Below are 21,056 nucleotides of genomic sequence, written 5' to 3'. Positions count from 1 at the left end.
GAGCCGACATTTCACGTCACATTATCTGTTTTGCCGGGATTAGAGCCTGCCGTCAGGCTGAATGTTATTTTTTGCCGTGGAATAACTTTCCGGAATATACCGTTTTAAGCCGAACGGGCACAGTTTGAACTGGCACGGGGTTTCAGCCGTGCACGGGCGATCCATCTCCTGTCGGTTGCCTGGACACGCGTTTTTCTGTTTGAACCCCATCCAGCCTATTGATGTAAAGGGCATTGCCTGCGCTATCCATACTCTACGCCGCCGATCGTTAATCAGGATCCCCTGGTTTGAAGTGGTGATGATTTCACCTGTACGAACGTAATAATCTCCCTTTAACCACAGGATATAATTCAGGCCATACTGTGTTTCAACTTTGCAAAAGATGGTTCCGCTTTCCGGGCTCGCAATAGTCTCAACAACCTTCCATTCCATAAAGTCCTCTTTACTCGCTATATTGCTGTTTTGTTGTGTAAAAATGCTGCTTTTCTGGCACATCTTATGCAAATCTAATTTCGCACCATAAAATAAGCGTAGACAAAGCCAGGCATAGTGAGAACATCCTTACAAAAAAAAGGGCAATATTTACAAAACTGGCGTGCTCGTGCTGTCCAAAAAGCGACTCGCCTTCAACAGTTCATAAACGGATGGCTGTTTTATCGGGATTGCGAAAGCTTGCGAAAACAAGTCAGTTTATATTACCCGCGCCTGCTGGGGGCGCATGAGGCTTACGTGAGTTGGGTGGGTGATATGAACCAGGCTCAGATCAACATACTTAATAATCAGGTGCCTGGCGTAATGCCTCCCTGTGTTCGGGAGCATGAAAAAAATCATTTAATTTCATTGCGCTGGTGTCAACCTGAATAATCAGCGTTAAACTATTCATACCATTTATAAAGGGAGAAGTGATGATGCGCGTACTGGTTGTTGAGGATAACGCATTGCTACGTCATCACCTGAAAGTTCAACTTCAGGAGATGGGTCATCAGGTGGATGATGCTGAAGACGCAAAAGAGGCCGATTATTATCTCAATGAACACCTGCCGGACATCGCCATTGTCGATTTAGGGCTGCCGGATGAAGACGGATTGTCCCTTATCCGCCGCTGGCGTAGCCATGACGTTTCCCTGCCGGTGCTGGTGCTGACTGCCCGCGAAGGCTGGCAGGACAAGGTTGAAGTCCTGAGCGCTGGCGCGGATGACTACGTGACCAAACCCTTCCATATTGAAGAAGTCGCTGCGCGTATGCAGGCGCTGCTGCGCCGCAACAGCGGGCTGGCGTCACAGGTTATCTCTCTGCCGCCGTTCCAGGTGGATCTCTCCCGCCGTGAATTTTCTATTAATGATGAAGTGATCAAGCTGACCGCATTCGAATATACCATCATGGAAACGCTGATCCGTAACAACGGTAAAGTGGTGAGCAAAGATTCCCTGATGCTTCAGCTCTATCCGGATGCCGAACTGCGCGAAAGCCACACCATTGACGTGCTGATGGGCCGCCTGCGTAAAAAAATTCAGGCGCAGTACCCGCATGACGTGATCACCACCGTGCGTGGTCAGGGCTACCTGTTCGAATTACGCTAAATGAAAGGGATTTTGCGTCACATTTTACCCCTTTCGCTGCGGGTTCGCTTTTTGCTGGCGACCGCCGCCGTCGTGCTGGTGCTGTCGCTCTCTTACGGGATGGTGGCGCTGGTCGGGTATAGCGTGAGCTTCGATAAAACCACCTTCCGCCTGCTTCGCGGCGAAAGTAACCTGTTTTATACCCTGGCGAAGTGGGAGAACAACCGAATCACCGTCGAGATGCCGGAAAACCTGAATCAGCAGAGCCCGACGCTGGCGCTGATCTACGATGAAAAAGGGAAATTGCTGTGGGCCCAGCGCGATGTCCCGTGGCTGAAAAAGCGCATCCGTCCGGAATGGCTGAAAACCAACGGTTTTCATGAAATAGAAGCCGATCTCAACTCCACCAGCAGCCTGCTGCGTGACGATCGCGCCTTACAGATCAAGCTTAATGAGATCCGTGCCGAAGATGACGACACGGAGATGACCCACTCTGTGGCCATCAACCTTTACCCCGCCACCCTGAACATGCCGCAGTTAACCATTGTGGTGATCGATACCATACCGGTTGAGCTGAAACGCTCGTATATGGTCTGGAACTGGTTTGTGTATGTTCTGGCTGCCAACCTGCTGCTGGTGATCCCTCTCCTGTGGGTTGCTGCGTGGTGGAGCCTCCGCCCGATTGAATCCCTTGCCAAAGAGGTGCGCGAGCTGGAGGAACATCACCGCGAGAAGCTAAACCCGGAGACCACGCGTGAGCTGACCAGCCTGGTGCGCAACCTCAACCGCCTGCTGAAAAGCGAACGTGAACGCTACGACAAGTATCGCACGACGCTCACCGACCTTACGCACAGCCTGAAAACCCCGCTGGCCGTGATGCAGAGTACCCTGCGTTCCATGCGCAGTTCGAAAATGAGCGTGGATGACGCCGAGCCGGTGATGCTGGAACAAATCAGCCGTATTTCACAGCAGATCGGCTATTACCTGCACCGCGCGAGCATGCGTTCCGGAAGCGCCCTGTTGAGCCGTGAACTGCACCCGGTAGCCCCGCTGCTGGATAACCTCACCTCTGCGCTGAACAAGGTGTACCAGCGTAAAGGGGTCAACATCAGTCTGGATATCTCACCGGAAATTAGCTTTGTCGGTGAGAAAAATGACTTTATGGAAGTGATGGGAAACCTGCTCGATAACGCCTGCAAATATTGTCTGGAGTTTGTCGAGGTGTCCGCGCGGGTAACGGATAACGAACTGCATATTATCGTTGAGGATGATGGTCCTGGCATTCCCCGTAATAAACGCGAAGTGGTGTTCGATCGCGGCCAGCGCGCCGATACGCTGCGGCCAGGCCAGGGCGTCGGATTATCCGTCGCCAGGGAAATCGTCGATCAGTACGAGGGCAAGATTGAAACCGGTGAAAGTTTGCTGGGCGGTGCCCGTATGGAAGTCATTTTTGGCCGCCAGCATCCCGTATCGAACGATAGTTGACCCGAAATGTGAAAAATACGCGGATCTCGCAGTCAGGGGGCGGTGCTTCCGTTATAATCCGTCTCAGTAAGAGCCTGCGGAATACAAAAATATGGATTATCAATTAACGCTTAACTGGCCCGAATTTATTGAACGTTACTGGCAAAAACGCCCGGTCGTTCTTAAACGCGGGATCAGCAATTTTATCGACCCTATTTCTCCTGACGAACTCGCTGGTCTGGCGATGGAAAACGAGGTAGACAGCCGTCTGGTGAGCCACCAGGACGGGAAATGGCAGGTCAGCCACGGTCCCTTTGAAAGCTACGATCACCTGGGCGAAAACAACTGGTCTTTACTGGTGCAGGCGGTCAACAACTGGCACGAACCCACCGCAGCCTTAATGCGTCCCTTCCGCGCCCTGCCAGACTGGCGAATGGACGATCTGATGATCTCCTTCTCCGTTCCCGGTGGCGGCGTGGGTCCGCATCTGGATCAGTACGACGTGTTTATCATTCAGGGTACCGGTCGCCGTCGCTGGCGCGTGGGCGAAAAAGTGCCAATGAAGCAGCACTGCCCGCACCCGGATCTGCTTCAGGTTGATCCGTTTGAAGGGATCATTGATGAAGAGCTGGAACCAGGTGACATTCTTTATATCCCACCGGGCTTCCCGCATGAAGGTTATTCCCTGGAGAACTCGCTGAACTATTCGGTTGGTTTCCGCGCGCCAAGCGGGCGCGAGATGATCAGCGGATTTGCTGACTATGTTTTACAGCGCGAGCTGGGCAGCTACCGTTACAGCGATCCGGACGTTCCGGCGCGTGAACACCCGGCGGATATTCTGCCAGAGGAGCTGGATAAGCTGCGCGGGATGATGCTGGATCTGATCAACGAACCGGAGCACTTCAGACAGTGGTTTGGCGAGTTTATCAGCCAGTCGCGTCACGAACTGGACGTCGCACCGCCAGAGCCGCCGTATCAGGCAGATGAAATTTATGATGCGCTCCAGCAGGGCGATAAGCTGGTTCGTCTGGGCGGATTACGCGTACTGCGCATTGGCGAAGAGGTATTCGTCAACGGCGAGCGCCTGGACTCTCCGCACCGCCCGGCGCTGGAAGCGATTGCCAGCCATATGGTGCTGACTGCGGATACCTTTGGCGACGCACTGGACGATCCCTCCTTCCTCGCCATGCTGGCCGCGCTGGTGAACAGCGGGTACTGGTTTTTTGAGGACTGAGCCGCTTTAATGCCCGGTGACGCTGCGCTTACCGGGCCTACGATCGAAATGTAGGCCGGGTAAGGCGTAGCCGCCACCCGGCATAAAACATTACCGCTTCGCGGTTAACTCCGCTATCCGCACGATCACCTGCACCGCTTTCTCCATCCCTTCCAGCGTCACGAACTCATGCTTGCCGTGGTAGTTATATCCACCGGTAAACAGGTTCGGGCACGGCAGGCCCATAAACGACAGCTGTGAACCATCGGTACCGCCACGGATCGGTTTCATCACCGGCTCGATGTCACAATCGCGCATCGCCTGCTGGGCGATATCAAGAATATGCGGATGCTCCATCACCTTATCGCGCATATTGTAATAGCTGTCTTCGATGATGAGTTCAATATAGCAATCCGGATGTAGCCCCTTGCCGACCTTTTTCGCGATCTCCATCATCTTACGTTTGCGTGCTTCAAAGGCTTTGCGGTCGAAATCGCGGACAATATAGTGCATCTGCGCGCTGTCCACGGTCCCCTTGATGCTGGTCAGATGATAAAAACCCTCATACCCTTCCGTCATCTCCGGGCTCTCTTCGGCGGGCACTTCCGCATGAATACGCGCAGCCAGCGACAGCGCATTCACCATCACCCCTTTCGCAGACCCCGGGTGCACGTTATTCCCAACGATTTTGATCGTCACCGATGCCGCGTTAAAGTTTTCATACTCAAGTTCACCTACGCCGCCACCGTCGACGGTGTAGGCCCACTGCGCGTTAAACGCCTCAACGTCAAAGTGTTTTGCGCCTTTTCCAACCTCTTCATCCGGCGTGAAGGCCACGCGGATATCGCCATGTAGGATATTTTTGCCCTTCAGCACCGCCAGCGCCGTCATGATCTCGGCGATGCCCGCTTTGTCATCGGCCCCCAGCAAGGTTTTGCCGTCAGTGGTGATTAACGTCTGCCCCAGCAGCTGATGCAGTACCGGGAACATCACCGGCGACAGCACTTCGTCGCCAATGCCCAGCGCAATATCACCGCCGCGGTAGTTTTCAACAATCTGCGGGTTTACGTGTTTACCGCTAAAATCAGGTGAGGTATCGACATGAGAAATAAAGCCAATTGCCGGGATATCGCCGTCAATATTCGCCGGCAGCGTTCCCATCACGGTCCCTTTTTCGCTGAGCGTGACATCAACCAGCCCCATGGCCTCCAGCTGCTCTTTCAGCAGATTTAGCAGCTTCCACTGGCCTTCGGTGCTTGGCACCTGTCGGACCCCCGGCTTAGATTGGGTATCCAGCGAAACGTAATGTAAGAAACGCTCAAGTAGTTTATCCATGCAGTCACCCTCACTTTTTGTGACAACATTATCATTAAGCAGCAAAACGCAAATATTGCGTCAGGTCACTTTTATCCCGCAAACGAGAACTTTTTACGTTTATATCGTTGTGCGTTAATAAATGTAGCTTATGAATAAGTGAGAAGGATTGGCGATTCAATGGGTTTGCCGTAGAATGTCCGCCCTCATTACGAGTCACCAAGGTGGTTACACACAAACCCCGCTTCAGTCTGCTGCCTGAGGCGTCTATATGGGACAGCGCGAAAATTGAATACACAACCCCGTTCCCTTTCACCGCTGGTGCAACTGGAACGAATTCGTAAAAGTTTCGATGGCAAAGATGTCATTTCCGACCTTAATCTGACCATCAATGACGGTGAGTTTCTCACGCTGCTCGGTCCCTCCGGCTGCGGCAAAACCACCGTCCTGCGCCTTATCGCCGGGCTGGAAAGCGTCGATAACGGCCATATCCATCTTGAGAACCAGGACATAACCCAGGTTCCAGCCGAAGATCGCCACGTCAATACCGTCTTTCAGAGCTATGCCCTGTTCCCGCACATGACCGTGTTTGAGAACGTGGCGTTTGGCCTGCGGATGCAAAAAACACCGGCCAGCGAGATCCCGCCTCGGGTTACCGAAGCCCTGCGCATGGTACAGCTGGAGGCGTTCGCCCAGCGCAAGCCGCATCAACTTTCCGGTGGTCAGCAGCAGCGTGTGGCCATTGCCCGCGCCGTGGTCAACAAACCTCGCCTGCTCCTGCTGGATGAATCCCTCTCCGCGCTGGACTACAAGCTGCGCAAGCAGATGCAGAACGAGCTGAAAGCGCTTCAGCGTAAGCTCGGCATCACGTTCGTGTTTGTCACGCACGATCAGGAAGAAGCCCTGACCATGTCAGACCGTATCGTGGTGATGCGCGACGGCAAGATTGAGCAGGATGGCACCCCGCGTGAAATTTACGAAGAGCCGAAAAACCTGTTCGTCGCCAGCTTTATAGGCGAAATCAATATTTTCAACGCCACGGTGATTGAGCGTCTGGACGAGCAGCGCGTTCGCGCGAACGTGGAAGGCCGCGAATGCAATATTACCGTCAACTTTACCGTCGAGAAGGGTCAAAAGCTCAACGTCCTGCTGCGTCCGGAAGATCTCCGCGTTGATGAGATCCACGACACGGCTGACGTCGAAGGTCTGATCGGTTACGTTCGCGAACGCAACTACAAGGGAATGACCCTCGAATCCGTTGTGGAACTGGAAAACGGTAAAATGGTGATGGTCAGCGAGTTCTTTAACGAGGACGATCCGGACTTCGACCACTCGCTGGATCAGAAAATGGTCATCAACTGGGTAGAAAGCTGGGAGGTTGTACTGGCTGATGAAGAACACAAGTAAGTTCCAGAATGTGGTGATTGCCACGATCGTCGGTTGGCTTGTGTTGTTTGTCTTTCTTCCCAACCTGATGATCATTGTGACCAGCTTCCTGACCCGCGACGACACAAACTTCGTGGCGATGGTCTTTACGCTGGACAACTACGCACGCCTGCTCGATCCGCTCTATTTTGACGTGCTGCTGCACTCGCTCAATATGGCGCTGATTGCTACCCTCGCCTGTCTGGTGCTGGGGTATCCATTCGCCTGGTTCCTGGCCCGCCTGCCGCAAAAAGTACGGCCGCTGCTGCTGTTTTTAATGATTGTACCCTTCTGGACCAACTCGTTAATCCGCATCTACGGGCTGAAAATCTTCCTCAGCACCAAAGGTTATCTGAACGAGTTTCTGCTGTGGCTGGGGGTGATCGAGACGCCGATCCGCATCATGTTCACCCCGGGCGCGGTAATTGTCGGCCTGGTCTATATCCTGCTGCCGTTTATGGTGATGCCGCTCTACTCCAGCATTGAAAAGCTCGATAAACCGCTGCTGGAAGCGGCGAAAGACCTGGGCGCCAGTAAGTTACAAACCTTTGTCCGCATCATTATTCCGCTGACCATGCCGGGTATTATCGCCGGCTGTCTGCTGGTCATGCTGCCTGCGATGGGCCTGTTCTACGTATCGGACCTGATGGGCGGGGCGAAAAACCTGCTGATCGGTAACGTGATTAAGAGTCAGTTCCTGAATATCCGCGACTGGCCGTTCGGCTCGGCCACCAGCATAACGCTGACGGTGGTGATGGGACTGATGCTGCTGGTTTACTGGCGTGCATCACGCCTGCTGAATAAGAAGGTGGAGCTGGAATGATCGGTCGACTGCTTCGCGGCGGTTTTATGACCGCCATTTATGCGTATCTCTATATTCCGATAATCATTTTGATCGTGAACTCCTTTAACAGCTCACGCTTCGGGATCAACTGGCAAGGGTTTACCACCAAATGGTATGGCCTGCTGATGAACAATGACAGCCTGCTACAGGCCGCTCAGCACTCGCTGACGATGGCGGTATTTTCTGCCACCTTCGCGACGCTGATTGGCTCACTGACCGCCGTGGCGCTGTACCGCTACCGTTTTCGCGGTAAGCCGTTCGTCAGTGGCATGCTGTTTGTGGTGATGATGTCCCCGGATATCGTGATGGCCATTTCACTGCTGGTGCTGTTTATGCTGCTGGGCGTCCAGCTCGGTTTCTGGTCGCTGCTGTTCTCGCATATCACCTTCTGTCTGCCGTTTGTGGTGGTAACCGTCTACGCGCGTCTGAAAGGGTTCGACGTACGCATGCTGGAAGCGGCGAAAGATCTGGGTGCGAGCGAGATGACCATTCTGCGCAAAATCATTCTGCCGCTGGCGATGCCCGCCGTGGCAGCAGGATGGCTGCTCAGTTTTACCCTGTCGATGGACGACGTGGTCGTGTCCTCCTTCGTCACCGGGCCGAGCTATGAAATTCTGCCGTTGAAGATCTACTCAATGGTTAAAGTCGGTGTTTCACCCGAAGTGAACGCGCTGGCGACTATTCTGTTGGTGTTATCGCTGGTTCTGGTAATTGCCAGCCAGGTTATTGCTCGTGATAAAACAAAATCTCAGGGGACACAGAAATGAAAAAAATGCTTGCCGCTGCGGCACTGGTGCTCGGAATGGGCGCCGCGCATGCTGATGACAGCAAAACGCTCTATTTCTACAACTGGACCGAGTATGTGCCGCCGGGCCTGCTGGAGCAGTTCACCAAAGAGACGGGCATCAAGGTGATCTATTCGACCTACGAGTCGAATGAAACCATGTACGCCAAGCTCAAAACCTATAAAGATGGCGCGTATGACCTGGTGGTGCCGTCGACCTATTTCGTCGACAAGATGCGCAAAGAAGGCATGATCCAGAAGATCGACAAAACGAAGCTAACCAATTTTTCAAACCTCGATCCTGAGATGCTAAACAAGCCGTTCGACCCGAACAACGACTACTCCATTCCGTACATCTGGGGCGCGACGGCAATTGGCGTCAACAGCGATGCCATTGATCCAAAAACGGTTTCATCCTGGGCTGACCTGTGGAAGCCGGAATACAAAAGCAGCCTGCTGTTAACCGACGATGCGCGCGAAGTGTTCCAGGTTGCGCTGCGTAAACTCGGCTATTCCGGTAACACCACCGATCCGAAAGAGATCGAAGCGGCGTATAACGAACTGAAAAAGCTGATGCCAAACGTGGCGGCGTTCAACTCGGATAACCCGGCTAACCCGTATATGGAAGGTGAAGTGAATCTGGGTATGGTCTGGAACGGCTCTGCGTTTGTGGCGCGTCAGGCCGGGACGCCGCTGGAGGTGGTCTGGCCGAAGGAGGGCGGCATCTTCTGGATGGACAGCCTCGCGATCCCGGCGAATGCGAAAAACGTCGAGGGCGCCCTGAAGCTGATCAATTTCCTGCTGCGCCCGGATGTGGCAAAAGAGGTGGCGGAAACCATCGGCTACCCGACGCCAAACCTGGCCGCGCGGAAGCTGTTAAGCCCTGAAGTGGCAAATGATAAATCGCTTTATCCGGACGCTGAAACCATCAGCAAAGGGGAATGGCAGAACGACGTCGGTGACGCGAGCCGCCTGTATGAAGAGTATTATCAGAAGCTAAAAGCAGGCCGTTAATGCACAACGGGCGACGCAATGTCGCCCGTTACTCTTACAGCCCCTTCAGGAGTTTATCCACAAAGGCTGGCACCACCTCGCTCGCCAGACCGTAATGTTTCTCTTCAAACTCGCTCCCGACCTGGCTTGGCTCCAGATTAAGCTCCACCGTATGGGCACCTTGCAGTCGCGCTTCGTGAACAAATCCTGCCGCCGGATAGACATGTCCCGAAGTGCCAATGGCGATAAAGACGTCCGCCATAGCCAGGGCGCTGTAGATCTCATCCATTCCCAGCGGCATTTCGCCAAACCAGACCACATGCGGACGCAGACGCGAAGGGAACTGACAGCAGTGGCAGCGGTCTTCATCCAGCACGTCCTCTTTCCAGTCCAGCACCTGACCACTCCATGCGCACCGCACCTTGAGCAGTTCGCCGTGCATGTGAATGATGTTGTGGTTTCCGGCCCTTTCGTGAAGATTGTCGATGTTCTGCGTGACCAGCAGAAAACGATCCCCCAGCGCTTCCTCCAGCTTTGCCAGCGCCAGGTGCGCCGCATTCGGCGCAATCTCCGGCTGCTGAAGCTGGCGACGGCGGGCGTTGTAGAACGCCTGTACCAGCGCCGGGTCGCGGGCGAAACCTTCCGGCGTCGCCACATCTTCAACTCGGTGTTCTTCCCACAGTCCGTCCGCCGCGCGGAAGGTCTGAATACCGGATTCGGCGGAGATCCCCGCCCCGGTCAACACCACCACTCTGGGTTTATCCATCGCTTCTGGCATCATCCTGTCTCTGAAAAAGATCCGCTGACGCAGGCGTTCACGTAAGCGGCGTTTATTTTTGCGAAAACGGCTGAGTCGACCCTGGCGACGCGACAGCATAATAACCTCGTAAACTAATCGGTGAGATGAAGGAATGCGGCTCCGCGCATGCCTCCTGCGTCCCCGTGTCGCGCGCGTTCAATGCGCGGCACGCGGGCGACCGGCAATAAATGTCGGGGCAGACGCCCGGACAACTGTTCCGTAATCGCAGTGAAATTTGACAGCCCTCCCCCGATCACCAGCAGATCCGGGTCGACGATGGTCAGGATATTCCCCAGGCACACGGCCAGCAGGTCGAGATAGCGTTCAACGTGCTCTCGCGCCTGCGCATCCCCTTGTTCCCACAGGGTAATGATTTGGGGGGCGTCATGTTTCTGATGATAGAAGTGTTCATAAAGCCATGCAAACCCACGGCCTGAAAGGTAACTCTCAATACAGCCGTGCTGACCACAACCGCAGCGGATCAACGGGAAATCACGTCCGACAACATCCAGCGCATCCACCGGCAGACGGATATGACCAAATTCGCCGGTAATGTAGCTGCGCCCGGTAATGGGCTTACCGTTAATGACTATCCCGCCCCCCACACCGGTTCCGAGAATCAAACCCATCACCAGCGGATAGCGACGAAACTCGTCGTCCCAGGCCTCTGAGAGAGCAAAACAGTTGGCATCGTTGTCTAAGCGCACGTCGCGCTCAAGGAGAGCAGAGAGATCGGCACGCAGCGGTTTGCCGCTGGCGGCAGGAACGTTGGCGGCATACAGCGTGCCATCGTCGGTTTCGGGCATACCCGGAATACCAATGCCGACGCTGCCTATGACGCCAAAGCGTTCATCCGCTTGCGCCACCAGCGCGGCAATGGCGGTTAAAAATTCATCGTAGCTTTCGCGCGGCGTGGGTACGCGGGTTTCCCATTGTAGCTTAAGGTGTTTATCGAACACGCCGAGCGCAATCTTGGTGCCGCCAATATCAAATCCGTAATACATGATGCATTCCTCTGTTTGATTCAGCGGCCAAAAGACCGCTAAACCATGACGAAATTACTGGCCACTTAATACCCTCGCCGGATCAATTCGGCTTGCGCGACGCGCCGGATACCAGCTTGCCAGCAGACTCAGTAAAAGTGCTGTAACCAGCACATAAATAACGTCCAGCCAGTGCAGTTCAGACGGCAGGAAGTCAATAAAATAGATATCGCCTGACAGGAACTGATGGCCAATAAGCGCTTCAATTCCGTTGATAATCGGCGTCAGCTGAAGGGAAACCACCACGCCGATCGCCACGCCGCAGAGGCTGCCAAACAGCCCCGCCAGCAAACCGTACCAGACGAAGATGGCGCGAATAAGACCGTCTTTCGCCCCTAAGGTACGCAGCACGGCGATGTCGCCGCTCTTATCCTTAACGGCCATGACCAGCGTCGAGACGATATTAAAACACGCCACCCCGATCACCAGCACCATCGCCAGATACATAATCGCGCGGATCATCTGGATATCACGGTACATATACCCGTAAGTGCCGATCCAGCTTTTGATGTAGACATAGTTATTGGTCACGCTGCCAGCGTCACGCACCAGTTTATTGGCGTTGAAGACGTCGTTAACCTTAATGGCAATGCCCGTCACGCTGTCGCTCATATCCAGATACTGGCGCGCATCTTCCAGCGGCACCATCGCGAAGCTGTGGTCGAGCTGGCCGCTCAGCTGCAAAATACCGGTGACGTGCAGACGTACGCGCTTAGGCTGCTGCAATTTGTGATCAGCGCTGGCGTTCGGGATCATGATCGAGACCCAGTCGCCCTGCTTCACCTTCAGCGCATCGGCAACGCCTTTGCCCATGATGATCTGCTGCTCGCCAGCCTTAAAGTTTGCCCATGCGCCATTTTGCACATAGCGCGGCAGCGCGCTCAGACGCTCTTCCTGACGAGGATTTACCCCTTTCACCTGAATGGCGCGCAGGTTTACCCCGCTCTCTACCAGCCCGGTAAAGTTGATGTAAGGTGCAGCCGCCGCAATGCCGGGCACCTTTTCCACTTTGTTAAGGGCATCACGCCAGCTGGACCACGGCTGGTTAACCGGCTCGATTTCACCGTGGGGGACAACGGCCAGAATGCGGTTATTCAGTTCACGCTCAAAGCCGTTCATGGCGCTTAAGCCCACGATCAACACCGCCACGCCCAGGGCGATACCGATGGTGGAGATCACGGAGATAAGGGATACCATCCCGCTCCGGCGACGACCGCGGCTAAAGCGTAACCCGATGAGTAACGATAACGGTGAAGCCATTACTCCGCTCCCATCAGCGTCAGTTCAGCATTCAGACGACCGTCGCGCATTTCCAGCTGACGCCCCATCCGCTTAGCCAGTTGTAAATCGTGGGTGACCACCAGAAACGCGGTTCCCTGCGCGGCGTTCAGTTCGCCGAGAAGCTGGAAAATGCTGTCTGCGTTACGCGCATCGAGGTTACCTGTCGGTTCATCCGCCAGCACCAGGCGCGGGTTGTTGACCAGCGCACGGGCGATGGCCACACGCTGACGCTCGCCGCCGGAAAGCTCAGACGGACGGTGATTCCCGCGATGATCCAGCCCTACCGCTTTTAGCATGTCGCTGGCGCGGGCATTAATTTCCGCGGGTTTCTTTTTACCAATCAGCAGCGGCATTGCGACGTTTTCCAGCGCCGTAAAGTCCGGCAGCAGATGGTGGAACTGATAGATAAAGCCCAGCTCGCGGTTACGCAGCTCGGCTTTCGCCGTAGACGACATTTTACTCAGCGGCTGCCCGGAGAAGATCACATCGCCTTCGGTTGGCGTGTCCAGCCCGCCAAGCAGGTGCAGCAACGTACTTTTACCGGAGCCAGAGCTACCGACAATCGCCATCATCTCGCCTTCGCCCACGCTAAAACTCACATTGTGCAACACGTCGGTCTGCACAGTGCCTTCCTGATAGCGTTTGGACAGGTTGTCGCACTGCAACAGGATCTTATTCATAACGTAAAGCCTCAGCGGGTTGAGTGGCGGCAGCCCGCCAGGAAGGATAAAGCGTAGAAAGCAGCGCAATGGCCATCGCGGCCAGCGCAATACCGACCACCTGGAGCGGCTCGATTGCCACCGGCAGCGCCGCGCCATCAAGCAGCGCGCCGATAATCGGCATGAGATTGTTGAGCTGGCTGGCGAGCAGCGCCCCCAGCGCCGCGCCGAGCAGCGCGCCGATGATGCCAGCGCTGGCGCCCTGGACCATAAATACCGCCATGATCTGGCGCGGAGTCAGCCCCTGAGTTTGCAGAATGGCGACTTCGCCTTGCTTCTCCATCACCATCAGCCCGAGCGAGGTGATGATATTAAACGCGGCAACGGCCACGATCAGGCTCAGCAGCAGCCCCATCATGTTTTTCTCCATGCGCACGGCCTGGAACAGTTCGCCCTTCCGGTCGCGCCAGTCCTGCCATTTCGTCCCTTCCGGTAGCGTCTGCTGGCTAAGGGTATCCACCTTCAGCGGCGCATCAAGCCACAGACGCCAGCCGGTGATATTTCCCGCCGGGTAGCGCATCAGACGCGAGGCGTCCTGAATGTTAACCAGCATCTGGTAACCATCAACTTCGCTGTTCGCCGCAAACGTGCCAATCACGTTGAACAGGCGCTGGCTTGGCAGACGCCCCATCGGCGTAAACTGACTGGCTGACGGCACCATCACACGCAGCTGATCGCCACGGTTGACCCCGAGCTGCCCGGCAAGCTGCTCGCCGAGGATGACGTTGTATTTACCCGCTTCCAGGTCGGTTTGTTTCACATTGACCAGGAACGGCGTCAGCGGATCTTTTTGCGCCGGATCGATACCCAGCATCACCCCGACCGCCACGCTACGGGCGCTTTGCAGCACCACATCGCCCGTCGTGAGCGGCGCAACGCGCGTGACACCCTGTAACTTCACCGCGCTTTCCGGCAGCTGTTGCGGATTAACGGAACCCTGAGTGGAAGAGAGAACGGCCTGCGGCATCAGCCCCAGGATATTGTTTTGCAGCTCGCGCTCGAAGCCGTTCATGACGGAAAGCACCGTCACCAGTGCCATCACGCCAAGCGTAATGCCAATAGTCGAAAGCCAGGAGACAAAGCGACCGAAGCGGTCCGCGGCGCGCCCACGCATGTAACGTAAGCCTATAAAAAGTGCGACAGGTTGATACATGAAATCCGTCTGTTTGCTGATAGCAGACCCACGAGTATATAAGCGAATCCGCTAAGCGTAAATGACTGAAACCGTAAGATTCGGTAATCATTTTTCCGAAAAATTCAGATAAATCATCATGCTACTGACTGAACTTCCGCCAGACAGCCTCCACCTTTTCCGAAAATCGTCCTGATACAGACTGTTACCCGTTACATCAGGGTTTCATTTTACAACAATCGTCCTTTCGTTTATGGCAACAAGGTCGTCACGCACAATGAAACAAAAAGCATTATGGATTAACCAGATAAAAGGTCTGTGCATCTGCCTGGTGGTGATTTACCACTCGGTGATCACCTTTTATCCTCACCTGGACGGGCTACAGCATCCGTTATCGGGCCTGCTCGCCAAATGCTGGGTCTACTTTAATCTTTACCTTGCCCCGTTCCGTATGCCGGTGTTTTTCTTTATCTCCGGCTATTTGATCCGTCGATATATTGACGAGGTGAACTGGCGCACCAGTCTCGACAAGCGGATCTGGAGCATTGTCTGGGTTTTGGCCCTGTGGGGCGTCCTGCAATGGCAGGCGCTGACTCATCTGAATGCCTGGCTCGCCCCCGAGCGAGAGCTGGCGACAGCATCCAATGCGGCCTACGCCGATTCCGTTTCAGGGTTTGTACGGGGAATGCTCACGGCCAGCACCAGCCTATGGTATTTGTACGCCTTAGTGGTCTACTTTACGCTCTGTAAGCTGCTGAGCCGCTGGAAACTGCCGATGCTGGGGCTTCTGGCGCTGGCAAGCATCGCCATCAACTTCCTGCCGTTACCGTGGTGGGGAATGAACAGCGTGGTGCGCAACATGGTCTACTACAGCCTCGGCGCATGGTATGGCGCGCAGTTGATGGCGTGGATGAAAGGGATGAATTTGCGCCGCAGCTGGCTGATCCTCATCGCCTCTGGTGCGGTGTCGGTGGTGCTGTGGTTCGCTAATGTCCCTCTGCCGCTCTCTCTGCTGTCAATCGTGGTTATCATGAAGCTCTTTTACAGCTTCGAGCAGCGTTATGCCGTTCATCCCAATAATCTGCTGAACGTCATCGGTTCAAACACCATCGCGATTTATACCACCCACCGCATTTTAATTGAGGCGTTTAGCCTGCTCATGATCCGCGAAATGAATGCGGCGTACTGGCCGATCTGGGCGGAGTTAACGCTGATTCTGGTCTATCCGTTTATCAGCCTGCTCGTCTGCACGCTGGTTGGGCTGGGGGCACGTAAGCTCTCGACCGCCCTCTTTGGCGATCTTTTCTTCTCCCCTCCCGCGCGGCTTTCGCCCGTGCCCACGACCCGCTAACTAACCCTGTCCCATACGGGCTACAAAATAAGGCCTGCACAGACGGCTCTCTCTCCCTATGGGAGAGGGCTGGGGTGAGGGTGAACATACAGCTGTGGTGCTCGTTCCGTTCACCTTATATTCCTTGCTATTCTATAACCGCACGAGCGGTGAACGTGCCAGGGTGGCTCAGTCGCCACCACCCTGGCAACCCGGGCTCCCGGCGGTAAATCGTCGCTTCGCGATACCCTCGGCTTATTCCTTCCGGCTATCGGGTCGGGCATGAGCCTGCATCCATGCAGGCCACGCCCTCTCGGCGCATCCCTGCGCCTCGCCCCGGCCTTCAGGAAACGCCTCAGCGATTTACAGCCGGACCAGGGCATCGCTGAAAGCCCTCAGTTAGTCTGAAGACAACGTTATTGCTTCTGCTTTCAAATTACTGAGGAACCCTCTACCCATCCGGGGGCACTTTCCCTCTTGTGCGGTTACGATTTGCTTATGTAAAACGATCGAGGATAATAAAGACATTGCGTATCAGTGATATGCCCCAATACTGTTGGTATATCCCCAAGAGACTCTGACATAGCCATGCCTGAACACTATCGTTACTCCTTGCCTGTCAAAGCGGGCGACCAGCGCCAGCTGGGCGAACTCACGGGCGCGGCCTGCGCCACCCTGGTGGCGGAAATTGCTGAGCGGCATCCAGGGCCGGTGGTGCTGGTTGCCCCGGACATGCAAAACGCCCTGCGCCTGCACGATGAAATTCGTCAGTTCACCGACAGTCTGGTATTCAGCCTGGCCGACTGGGAAACGCTTCCCTACGACAGTTTTTCTCCGCACCAGGAGATCATCTCTTCGCGCCTGTCGACGCTGTATCAGCTTCCCACCATGCAGCGCGGCGTGCTGATTGTGCCGGTGAATACCCTGATGCAGCGCGTCTGTCCGCACAGCTATTTGCACGGCCATGCGCTGGTGATGAAAAAAGGCCAGCGCCTGTCGCGCGATGCCCTGCGCGTGCAGCTGGACGGAGCCGGCTATCGACATGTCGACCAGGTGATGGAGCACGGCGAATACGCGACGCGCGGTGCGCTGCTGGATCTCTATCCGATGGGCAGCGATCGGCCATATCGTCTGGATTTCTTTGATGATGAGATCGACAGCCTGCGCGTGTTCGACGCTGACACCCAGCGCACGCTGGAGGAAGTGGACTCCATTAACCTACTGCCCGCCCATGAGTTCCCGACGGATAAAACCGCCATCGAGTTGTTCCGCAGCCAGTGGCGCGACAGGTTCGACGTGAAGCGCGATGCCGAACATATCTACCAGCAAGTCAGCAAGGGCACCCTTCCGGCCGGGATCGAGTACTGGCAGCCCCTGTTCTTTAACGAACCGCTGCCGGCGCTGTTCAGCTACTTCCCGGCGAATACGCTGATTGTTAACACCGGGGATATCGACGCCAGTGCCAGCCGCTTTGAAAGCGAAACGCGCGCCCGCTTTGAAAACCGGGGCGTTGACCCGATGCGTCCGCTGCTGCCGCCGGAAATGCTGTGGCTACGTACCGACGAGCTCAACGCCGAGCTGAAACGCTGGCCGCGCATGCAGCTCAAAACCGACGCGCTTGCCGAGAAGGCGGCGAACACCAATCTCGCGTTCCGGACGCTGCCTGACCTGGCCGTTCAGGCGCAGCAGAAATCCCCCCTTGATAATCTGCGTAAGTTTCTTGAGTCCTTCACCGGGCCGGTGGTCTTCTCCGTTGAAAGTGAGGGTCGCCGTGAAGCGCTGGGCGAACTGCTGGGACGGATCAAAGTTGCGCCGAAGCGCATTCTTCGCCTGAGCGAAGCGACCGGAAATGGCCGTTACCTGATGATCGGCGCCGCCGAGCACGGATTCATTGATACGCTCAATAACCTGGCGTTGATTTGTGAAAGCGACCTGCTGGGCGAGCGCGTCGCGCGCCGTCGTCAGGACAGCCGTCGCACCATCAACCCGGACACCCTGATCCGTAACCTGGCCGAACTGCACCCCGGTCAGCCGATCGTTCACCTTGAACACGGGGTGGGTCGCTATCAGGGGATGACCACCCTCGAAGCAGGCGGCATCAAAGGTGAATACCTGATGCTGACCTACGCCAACGACGCCAAACTGTACGTGCCGGTGTCGTCCCTGCACCTGATCAGTCGCTACGCCGGGGGCGCGGAAGACAACGCGCCGCTGCATAAGCTGGGCGGCGATGCCTGGGCGCGCGCGCGCCAGAAGGCGGCGGAAAAAGTACGCGACGTGGCCGCCGAGCTGCTGGATATTTACGCCCAGCGTGCGGCCAAAGAGGGCTATGCGTTTAAGCATGATAAAGAGCAGTATCAGCTGTTCTGCGACAGCTTCCCGTTTGAAACTACGCCGGATCAGGCCCAGGCCATTAACGCCGTGCTGAGCGACATGTGCCAGCCGCTGGCCATGGACCGCTTGGTCTGCGGTGACGTGGGCTTCGGCAAAACCGAAGTGGCGATGCGTGCCGCCTTACTGGCGGTGGAAAACAACAAGCAGGTGGCGGTGCTGGTGCCGACTACCCTCCTCGCCCAGCAGCACTTCGACAACTTCCGCGACCGCTTCGCCAACTGGCCGGTGCGCATTGAGATGCTGTCGCGTTTTCGCAGCGCCAAAGAGCAGACGCAAATCCTGGAACAGGCAAGCGAAGGCAAAATTGATATTCTGATCGGCACTCACAAGCTGCTGCAAAGCGACGTGAAGTGGAAAGATCTGGGGCTGCTGATCGTGGATGAAGAGCACCGCTTCGGGGTGCGCCATAAAGAGCGCATCAAAGCGATGCGCGCCGACGTCGACATTCTGACCCTGACCGCAACGCCGATCCCGCGCACCCTGAACATGGCGATGAGCGGCATGCGCGATCTGTCGATTATCGCCACCCCACCGGCGCGCCGTCTGGCGGTGAAAACCTTTGTTCGCGAGTACGACAATCTGGTGGTGCGCGAGGCGATCCTGCGCGAAGTGCTGCGCGGCGGCCAGGTGTATTACCTGTATAACGACGTTGAAAATATTCAGAAAGCCGCCGACAGGCTGGCAGAGCTGGTACCGGAAGCGCGCATCGCCATTGGTCACGGCCAGATGCGCGAGCGCGAGCTGGAGCGGGTGATGAACGATTTCCACCACCAGCGTTTCAACGTGCTGGTGTGTACCACCATCATTGAGACCGGGATCGACATTCCAACGGCGAACACCATCATCATCGAACGTGCGGATCACTTCGGCCTGGCCCAGCTGCACCAGCTGCGCGGGCGCGTCGGGCGCTCGCACCATCAGGCCTACGCCTGGCTGCTGACGCCGCATCCGAAGGCGATGACCACCGACGCGCAAAAGCGTCTGGAAGCTATCGCCTCACTGGAAGATCTGGGTGCTGGCTTTGCGCTGGCGACCCACGACCTGGAGATCCGCGGCGCCGGTGAGCTGCTGGGTGAAGACCAGAGCGGCTCCATGGAAACCATCGGTTTCTCGCTGTATATGGAGCTGCTGGAAAATGCCGTCGACGCGCTTAAAGCCGGACGTGAACCGTCTCTGGAAGATCTCACCAGCCAGCAGACCGAAGTGGAACTGCGCATGCCTTCTCTGCTGCCGGATGATTTTATTCCTGACGTGAATACCCGTCTGTCGTTCTACAAACGCATTGCCAGCGCGAAAAGCGAAGGCGAGCTGGAAGAGATCAAAGTCGAACTGATTGACCGTTTTGGGATATTGCCCGATGCGGCGCGCAACCTGCTGGATATTGCCCGCCTGCGTCAGCAGGCGCAGAAGCTGGGCATTCGCAAGCTTGAAGGCAATGAGAAAGGCGGCGTCATTGAGTTTGCCGAGAAGAACCACGTCGATCCGATGTGGCTGATTGGCCTCCTGCAAAAACAGCCGCAGCATTTCCGTCTTGATGGCCCGACGCGTCTGAAATTTACTCAGGATCTGACGGAACGTAAAACCCGCATGGACTGGGTGCGTAACTTTATGCGTCAGCTGGAAGAGAACGCCATCGCATAACGGTATCCCCCGCCAGCGCCCGGCTGGCGGGGGGACAATTTACAAACTCTTTGCACTTCGCCCGAACTTCCCGACTATACATTCGCCATAATTATCATTAACGCCTTATAAAACAATAACCTTATCATTTGTATGGATTATGATAATGATGATTTCTTCGCGTTTTACCCGCTGGTTAACTCTGTTTGCGCTGGCCGCGACGGTTGCCGTCGCGCTCCCTGCTCGCGCAAATACCTGGCCTCTTCCGCCTGCCGGCAGCAACGTCGTAGGTGAAAACCGCTTTCACGTGGTTGAAAACGATGGCGGTTCGCTGGAAGCGATTGCCAAAAAATATAACGTCGGGTTCCTGGCGCTGTTGCAGGCCAACCCGGGCGTAGATCCATACGTGCCCCGGGCAGGCAGCGTACTGACGATTCCGCTGCAAACCATCCTGCCGGACGCGCCGCGTCAGGGCATTGTGATTAATCTCGCCGAGCTGCGTCTGTATTACTACCCGCCGGGCAAGAACGAAGTGACCGTCTACCCTATCGGTATTGGTCAGTTGGGGGGCGATACGCTCACGCCTACCATGGTCACCACCGTCTCTGATAAGCGCGCTAATCCAACCTGGACCCCGACGGCAAACATTCGCGCCCGTTATAAAGCTCAAGGTATCGACCTGCCTGCCGTGGTGCCTGCTGGCCCGGATAATCCGATGGGGCACCATGCGATTCGCCTGGCGGCATACGGTGGGGTTTATCTTCTGCACGGAACGAATGCGGATTTCGGGATCGGGATGCGCGTCAGCTCCGGCTGCATTCGCCTGCGCGATGACGATATCAAAACGCTCTACCGCGTGATCGCCCCTGGCACGAAAGTGAATATCATTAATACACCGATTAAAGTGTCTGAAGAGCCGGGTGGCGTCCGTCTGGTTGAGATCCACCAGCCGCTATCGAAAAAAATCAATGACGATCCGCAGACGCTGCCAATTAATCTGAATGCCTCGATGGTGAGTTTTAAAACGAATGCCAATACCGATGGCGCGGTGATGGAGCGGGCGATGGAAGCGCGCTCGGGGATGCCAACCGATGTCACGCGGCATCATGAGGTTGCCCAGCAATCAATGTAAAGCAGTAATA

17 protein-coding genes are annotated in these 21,056 nt (G+C 55.8%); 10 read left to right on the top strand and 7 right to left on the bottom strand.

The genetic code is table 11. The features are described from left to right. Window positions 1–39 precede the first annotated feature (39 nt). Window positions 40–432, bottom strand: a complete 393-nt coding sequence (locus O1721_RS12740; RefSeq protein ID WP_168728655.1) for a hypothetical protein — start codon at window positions 430–432, stop codon at window positions 40–42. A gap of 476 nt (window positions 433–908) precedes the next feature. Here O1721_RS12740 and phoP point away from each other — a divergent pair, with 476 nt between their 5' ends. The 3 genes from phoP (at window position 909) to O1721_RS12725 (ending at window position 4,257) form a co-directional block, all read left to right on the top strand. Next, window positions 909–1,580: a two-component system response regulator PhoP gene (gene phoP / locus O1721_RS12735; RefSeq protein WP_026094318.1), complete on the top strand. Its 672-nt coding sequence runs from the start codon at window positions 909–911 to the stop codon at window positions 1,578–1,580. Beyond that, window positions 1,581–3,044, top strand: coding sequence for a two-component system sensor histidine kinase PhoQ (gene phoQ / locus O1721_RS12730; protein WP_015570801.1), 1,464 nt, complete (start codon window positions 1,581–1,583; stop codon window positions 3,042–3,044). A gap of 91 nt (window positions 3,045–3,135) precedes the next feature. Then, window positions 3,136–4,257: a ribosomal protein uL16 3-hydroxylase gene (locus O1721_RS12725; RefSeq protein ID WP_017384706.1), complete on the top strand. Its 1,122-nt coding sequence runs from the start codon at window positions 3,136–3,138 to the stop codon at window positions 4,255–4,257. Window positions 4,258–4,347: 90 nt separating this feature from the next. On the opposite strand, the gene pepT is transcribed toward O1721_RS12725, so the two are convergent. Continuing rightward, window positions 4,348–5,571 (bottom strand): peptidase T, encoded by a 1,224-nt coding sequence (gene pepT / locus O1721_RS12720; protein WP_032648018.1) that lies wholly within the window; start codon window positions 5,569–5,571, stop codon window positions 4,348–4,350. A gap of 237 nt (window positions 5,572–5,808) precedes the next feature. On the opposite strand from pepT, the gene potA reads away from it, so the two are divergent. From potA to potD, 4 genes are read left to right on the top strand one after another with little or no spacing between them, the layout of a single operon-like run. Further along, window positions 5,809–6,957, top strand: a complete 1,149-nt coding sequence (gene potA / locus O1721_RS12715) for a spermidine/putrescine ABC transporter ATP-binding protein PotA (RefSeq protein WP_162875189.1) — start codon at window positions 5,809–5,811, stop codon at window positions 6,955–6,957. Beyond that, on the top strand, window positions 6,941–7,798 hold the full coding sequence (potB, locus tag O1721_RS12710; protein WP_032648013.1) for a spermidine/putrescine ABC transporter permease PotB: 858 nt from the start codon (window positions 6,941–6,943) through the stop codon (window positions 7,796–7,798). The genes potA and potB overlap by 17 nt, the downstream gene beginning before the upstream one ends. Continuing rightward, on the top strand, window positions 7,795–8,586 hold the full coding sequence (gene potC / locus O1721_RS12705) for a spermidine/putrescine ABC transporter permease PotC (protein WP_015570805.1): 792 nt from the start codon (window positions 7,795–7,797) through the stop codon (window positions 8,584–8,586). The genes potB and potC overlap by 4 nt, the downstream gene beginning before the upstream one ends. Further along, entirely contained in the window at window positions 8,583–9,617 is a 1,035-nt protein-coding gene (gene potD / locus O1721_RS12700; RefSeq protein WP_015570806.1) for a spermidine/putrescine ABC transporter substrate-binding protein PotD, read from the top strand. Before potC ends, potD begins: the two co-directional genes overlap by 4 nt. 34 nt (window positions 9,618–9,651) lie before the next feature. Here potD and cobB read toward each other — a convergent pair whose 3' ends face one another. Genes cobB through lolC form a run of 5 tightly spaced genes read right to left on the bottom strand, consistent with a single transcriptional unit; the run spans window position 9,652 to window position 14,591 of the window. Further along, window positions 9,652–10,473, bottom strand: coding sequence for a Sir2 family NAD+-dependent deacetylase (gene cobB / locus O1721_RS12695; protein ID WP_006809226.1), 822 nt, complete (start codon window positions 10,471–10,473; stop codon window positions 9,652–9,654). 14 nt (window positions 10,474–10,487) lie between these two features. Next, window positions 10,488–11,399, bottom strand: a complete 912-nt coding sequence (gene nagK, locus O1721_RS12690) for an N-acetylglucosamine kinase (RefSeq protein ID WP_032648008.1) — start codon at window positions 11,397–11,399, stop codon at window positions 10,488–10,490. Window positions 11,400–11,453: 54 nt separating this feature from the next. After that, window positions 11,454–12,698 (bottom strand): lipoprotein-releasing ABC transporter permease subunit LolE, encoded by a 1,245-nt coding sequence (gene lolE, locus O1721_RS12685; RefSeq protein ID WP_017384711.1) that lies wholly within the window; start codon window positions 12,696–12,698, stop codon window positions 11,454–11,456. Continuing rightward, the gene (gene lolD / locus O1721_RS12680; protein WP_017693629.1) at window positions 12,698–13,399 is read right to left on the bottom strand and encodes a lipoprotein-releasing ABC transporter ATP-binding protein LolD; all 702 of its coding nucleotides are present in this window, start codon (window positions 13,397–13,399) and stop codon (window positions 12,698–12,700) included. Before lolD ends, lolE begins: the two co-directional genes overlap by 1 nt. Continuing rightward, window positions 13,392–14,591: a lipoprotein-releasing ABC transporter permease subunit LolC gene (gene lolC / locus O1721_RS12675; protein ID WP_017384712.1), complete on the bottom strand. Its 1,200-nt coding sequence runs from the start codon at window positions 14,589–14,591 to the stop codon at window positions 13,392–13,394. Before lolC ends, lolD begins: the two co-directional genes overlap by 8 nt. Window positions 14,592–14,847: 256 nt before the next feature. Here lolC and O1721_RS12670 point away from each other — a divergent pair, with 256 nt between their 5' ends. The 3 genes from O1721_RS12670 (at window position 14,848) to ldtC (ending at window position 21,046) form a co-directional block, all read left to right on the top strand. Next, window positions 14,848–15,921: an acyltransferase family protein gene (locus O1721_RS12670; RefSeq protein ID WP_017693630.1), complete on the top strand. Its 1,074-nt coding sequence runs from the start codon at window positions 14,848–14,850 to the stop codon at window positions 15,919–15,921. 567 nt (window positions 15,922–16,488) lie between these two features. Beyond that, on the top strand, window positions 16,489–19,935 hold the full coding sequence (gene mfd, locus O1721_RS12665) for a transcription-repair coupling factor (protein WP_032648005.1): 3,447 nt from the start codon (window positions 16,489–16,491) through the stop codon (window positions 19,933–19,935). A 145-nt stretch (window positions 19,936–20,080) separates the two neighbouring features. After that, window positions 20,081–21,046: a L,D-transpeptidase LdtC gene (gene ldtC, locus O1721_RS12660; RefSeq protein ID WP_032648003.1), complete on the top strand. Its 966-nt coding sequence runs from the start codon at window positions 20,081–20,083 to the stop codon at window positions 21,044–21,046. The last annotated feature ends 10 nt before the right edge of the window (window positions 21,047–21,056 follow it).

Source organism: Enterobacter cloacae complex sp. HYC033_NIDB (genome assembly GCF_056673335.1).
The sequence above is the reverse complement of the archived record's forward strand: the minus strand, read 5'-3'. Positions and strand labels throughout refer to the sequence as shown.

Excerpts from the sequence above, each read along its gene's own strand:
- O1721_RS12740 (WP_168728655.1), bottom strand. The coding sequence starts at position 432 with ATGGAATGGAAGGTTGTTGAGACTATTGCGAGCCCGGAAAGCGGAACC.
- phoP (WP_026094318.1), top strand. The coding sequence starts at position 909 with ATGCGCGTACTGGTTGTTGAGGATAACGCATTGCTACGTCATCACCTG.
- phoQ (WP_015570801.1), top strand. The coding sequence starts at position 1,581 with ATGAAAGGGATTTTGCGTCACATTTTACCCCTTTCGCTGCGGGTTCGC.
- O1721_RS12725 (WP_017384706.1), top strand. The coding sequence starts at position 3,136 with ATGGATTATCAATTAACGCTTAACTGGCCCGAATTTATTGAACGTTAC.
- pepT (WP_032648018.1), bottom strand. The coding sequence starts at position 5,571 with ATGGATAAACTACTTGAGCGTTTCTTACATTACGTTTCGCTGGATACC.
- potB (WP_032648013.1), top strand. The coding sequence starts at position 6,941 with ATGAAGAACACAAGTAAGTTCCAGAATGTGGTGATTGCCACGATCGTC.
- potC (WP_015570805.1), top strand. The coding sequence starts at position 7,795 with ATGATCGGTCGACTGCTTCGCGGCGGTTTTATGACCGCCATTTATGCG.
- potD (WP_015570806.1), top strand. The coding sequence starts at position 8,583 with ATGAAAAAAATGCTTGCCGCTGCGGCACTGGTGCTCGGAATGGGCGCC.
- cobB (WP_006809226.1), bottom strand. The coding sequence starts at position 10,473 with ATGCTGTCGCGTCGCCAGGGTCGACTCAGCCGTTTTCGCAAAAATAAA.
- nagK (WP_032648008.1), bottom strand. The coding sequence starts at position 11,399 with ATGTATTACGGATTTGATATTGGCGGCACCAAGATTGCGCTCGGCGTG.
- lolE (WP_017384711.1), bottom strand. The coding sequence starts at position 12,698 with ATGGCTTCACCGTTATCGTTACTCATCGGGTTACGCTTTAGCCGCGGT.
- lolD (WP_017693629.1), bottom strand. The coding sequence starts at position 13,399 with ATGAATAAGATCCTGTTGCAGTGCGACAACCTGTCCAAACGCTATCAG.
- lolC (WP_017384712.1), bottom strand. The coding sequence starts at position 14,591 with ATGTATCAACCTGTCGCACTTTTTATAGGCTTACGTTACATGCGTGGG.
- O1721_RS12670 (WP_017693630.1), top strand. The coding sequence starts at position 14,848 with ATGAAACAAAAAGCATTATGGATTAACCAGATAAAAGGTCTGTGCATC.
- mfd (WP_032648005.1), top strand. The coding sequence starts at position 16,489 with ATGCCTGAACACTATCGTTACTCCTTGCCTGTCAAAGCGGGCGACCAG.
- ldtC (WP_032648003.1), top strand. The coding sequence starts at position 20,081 with ATGATGATTTCTTCGCGTTTTACCCGCTGGTTAACTCTGTTTGCGCTG.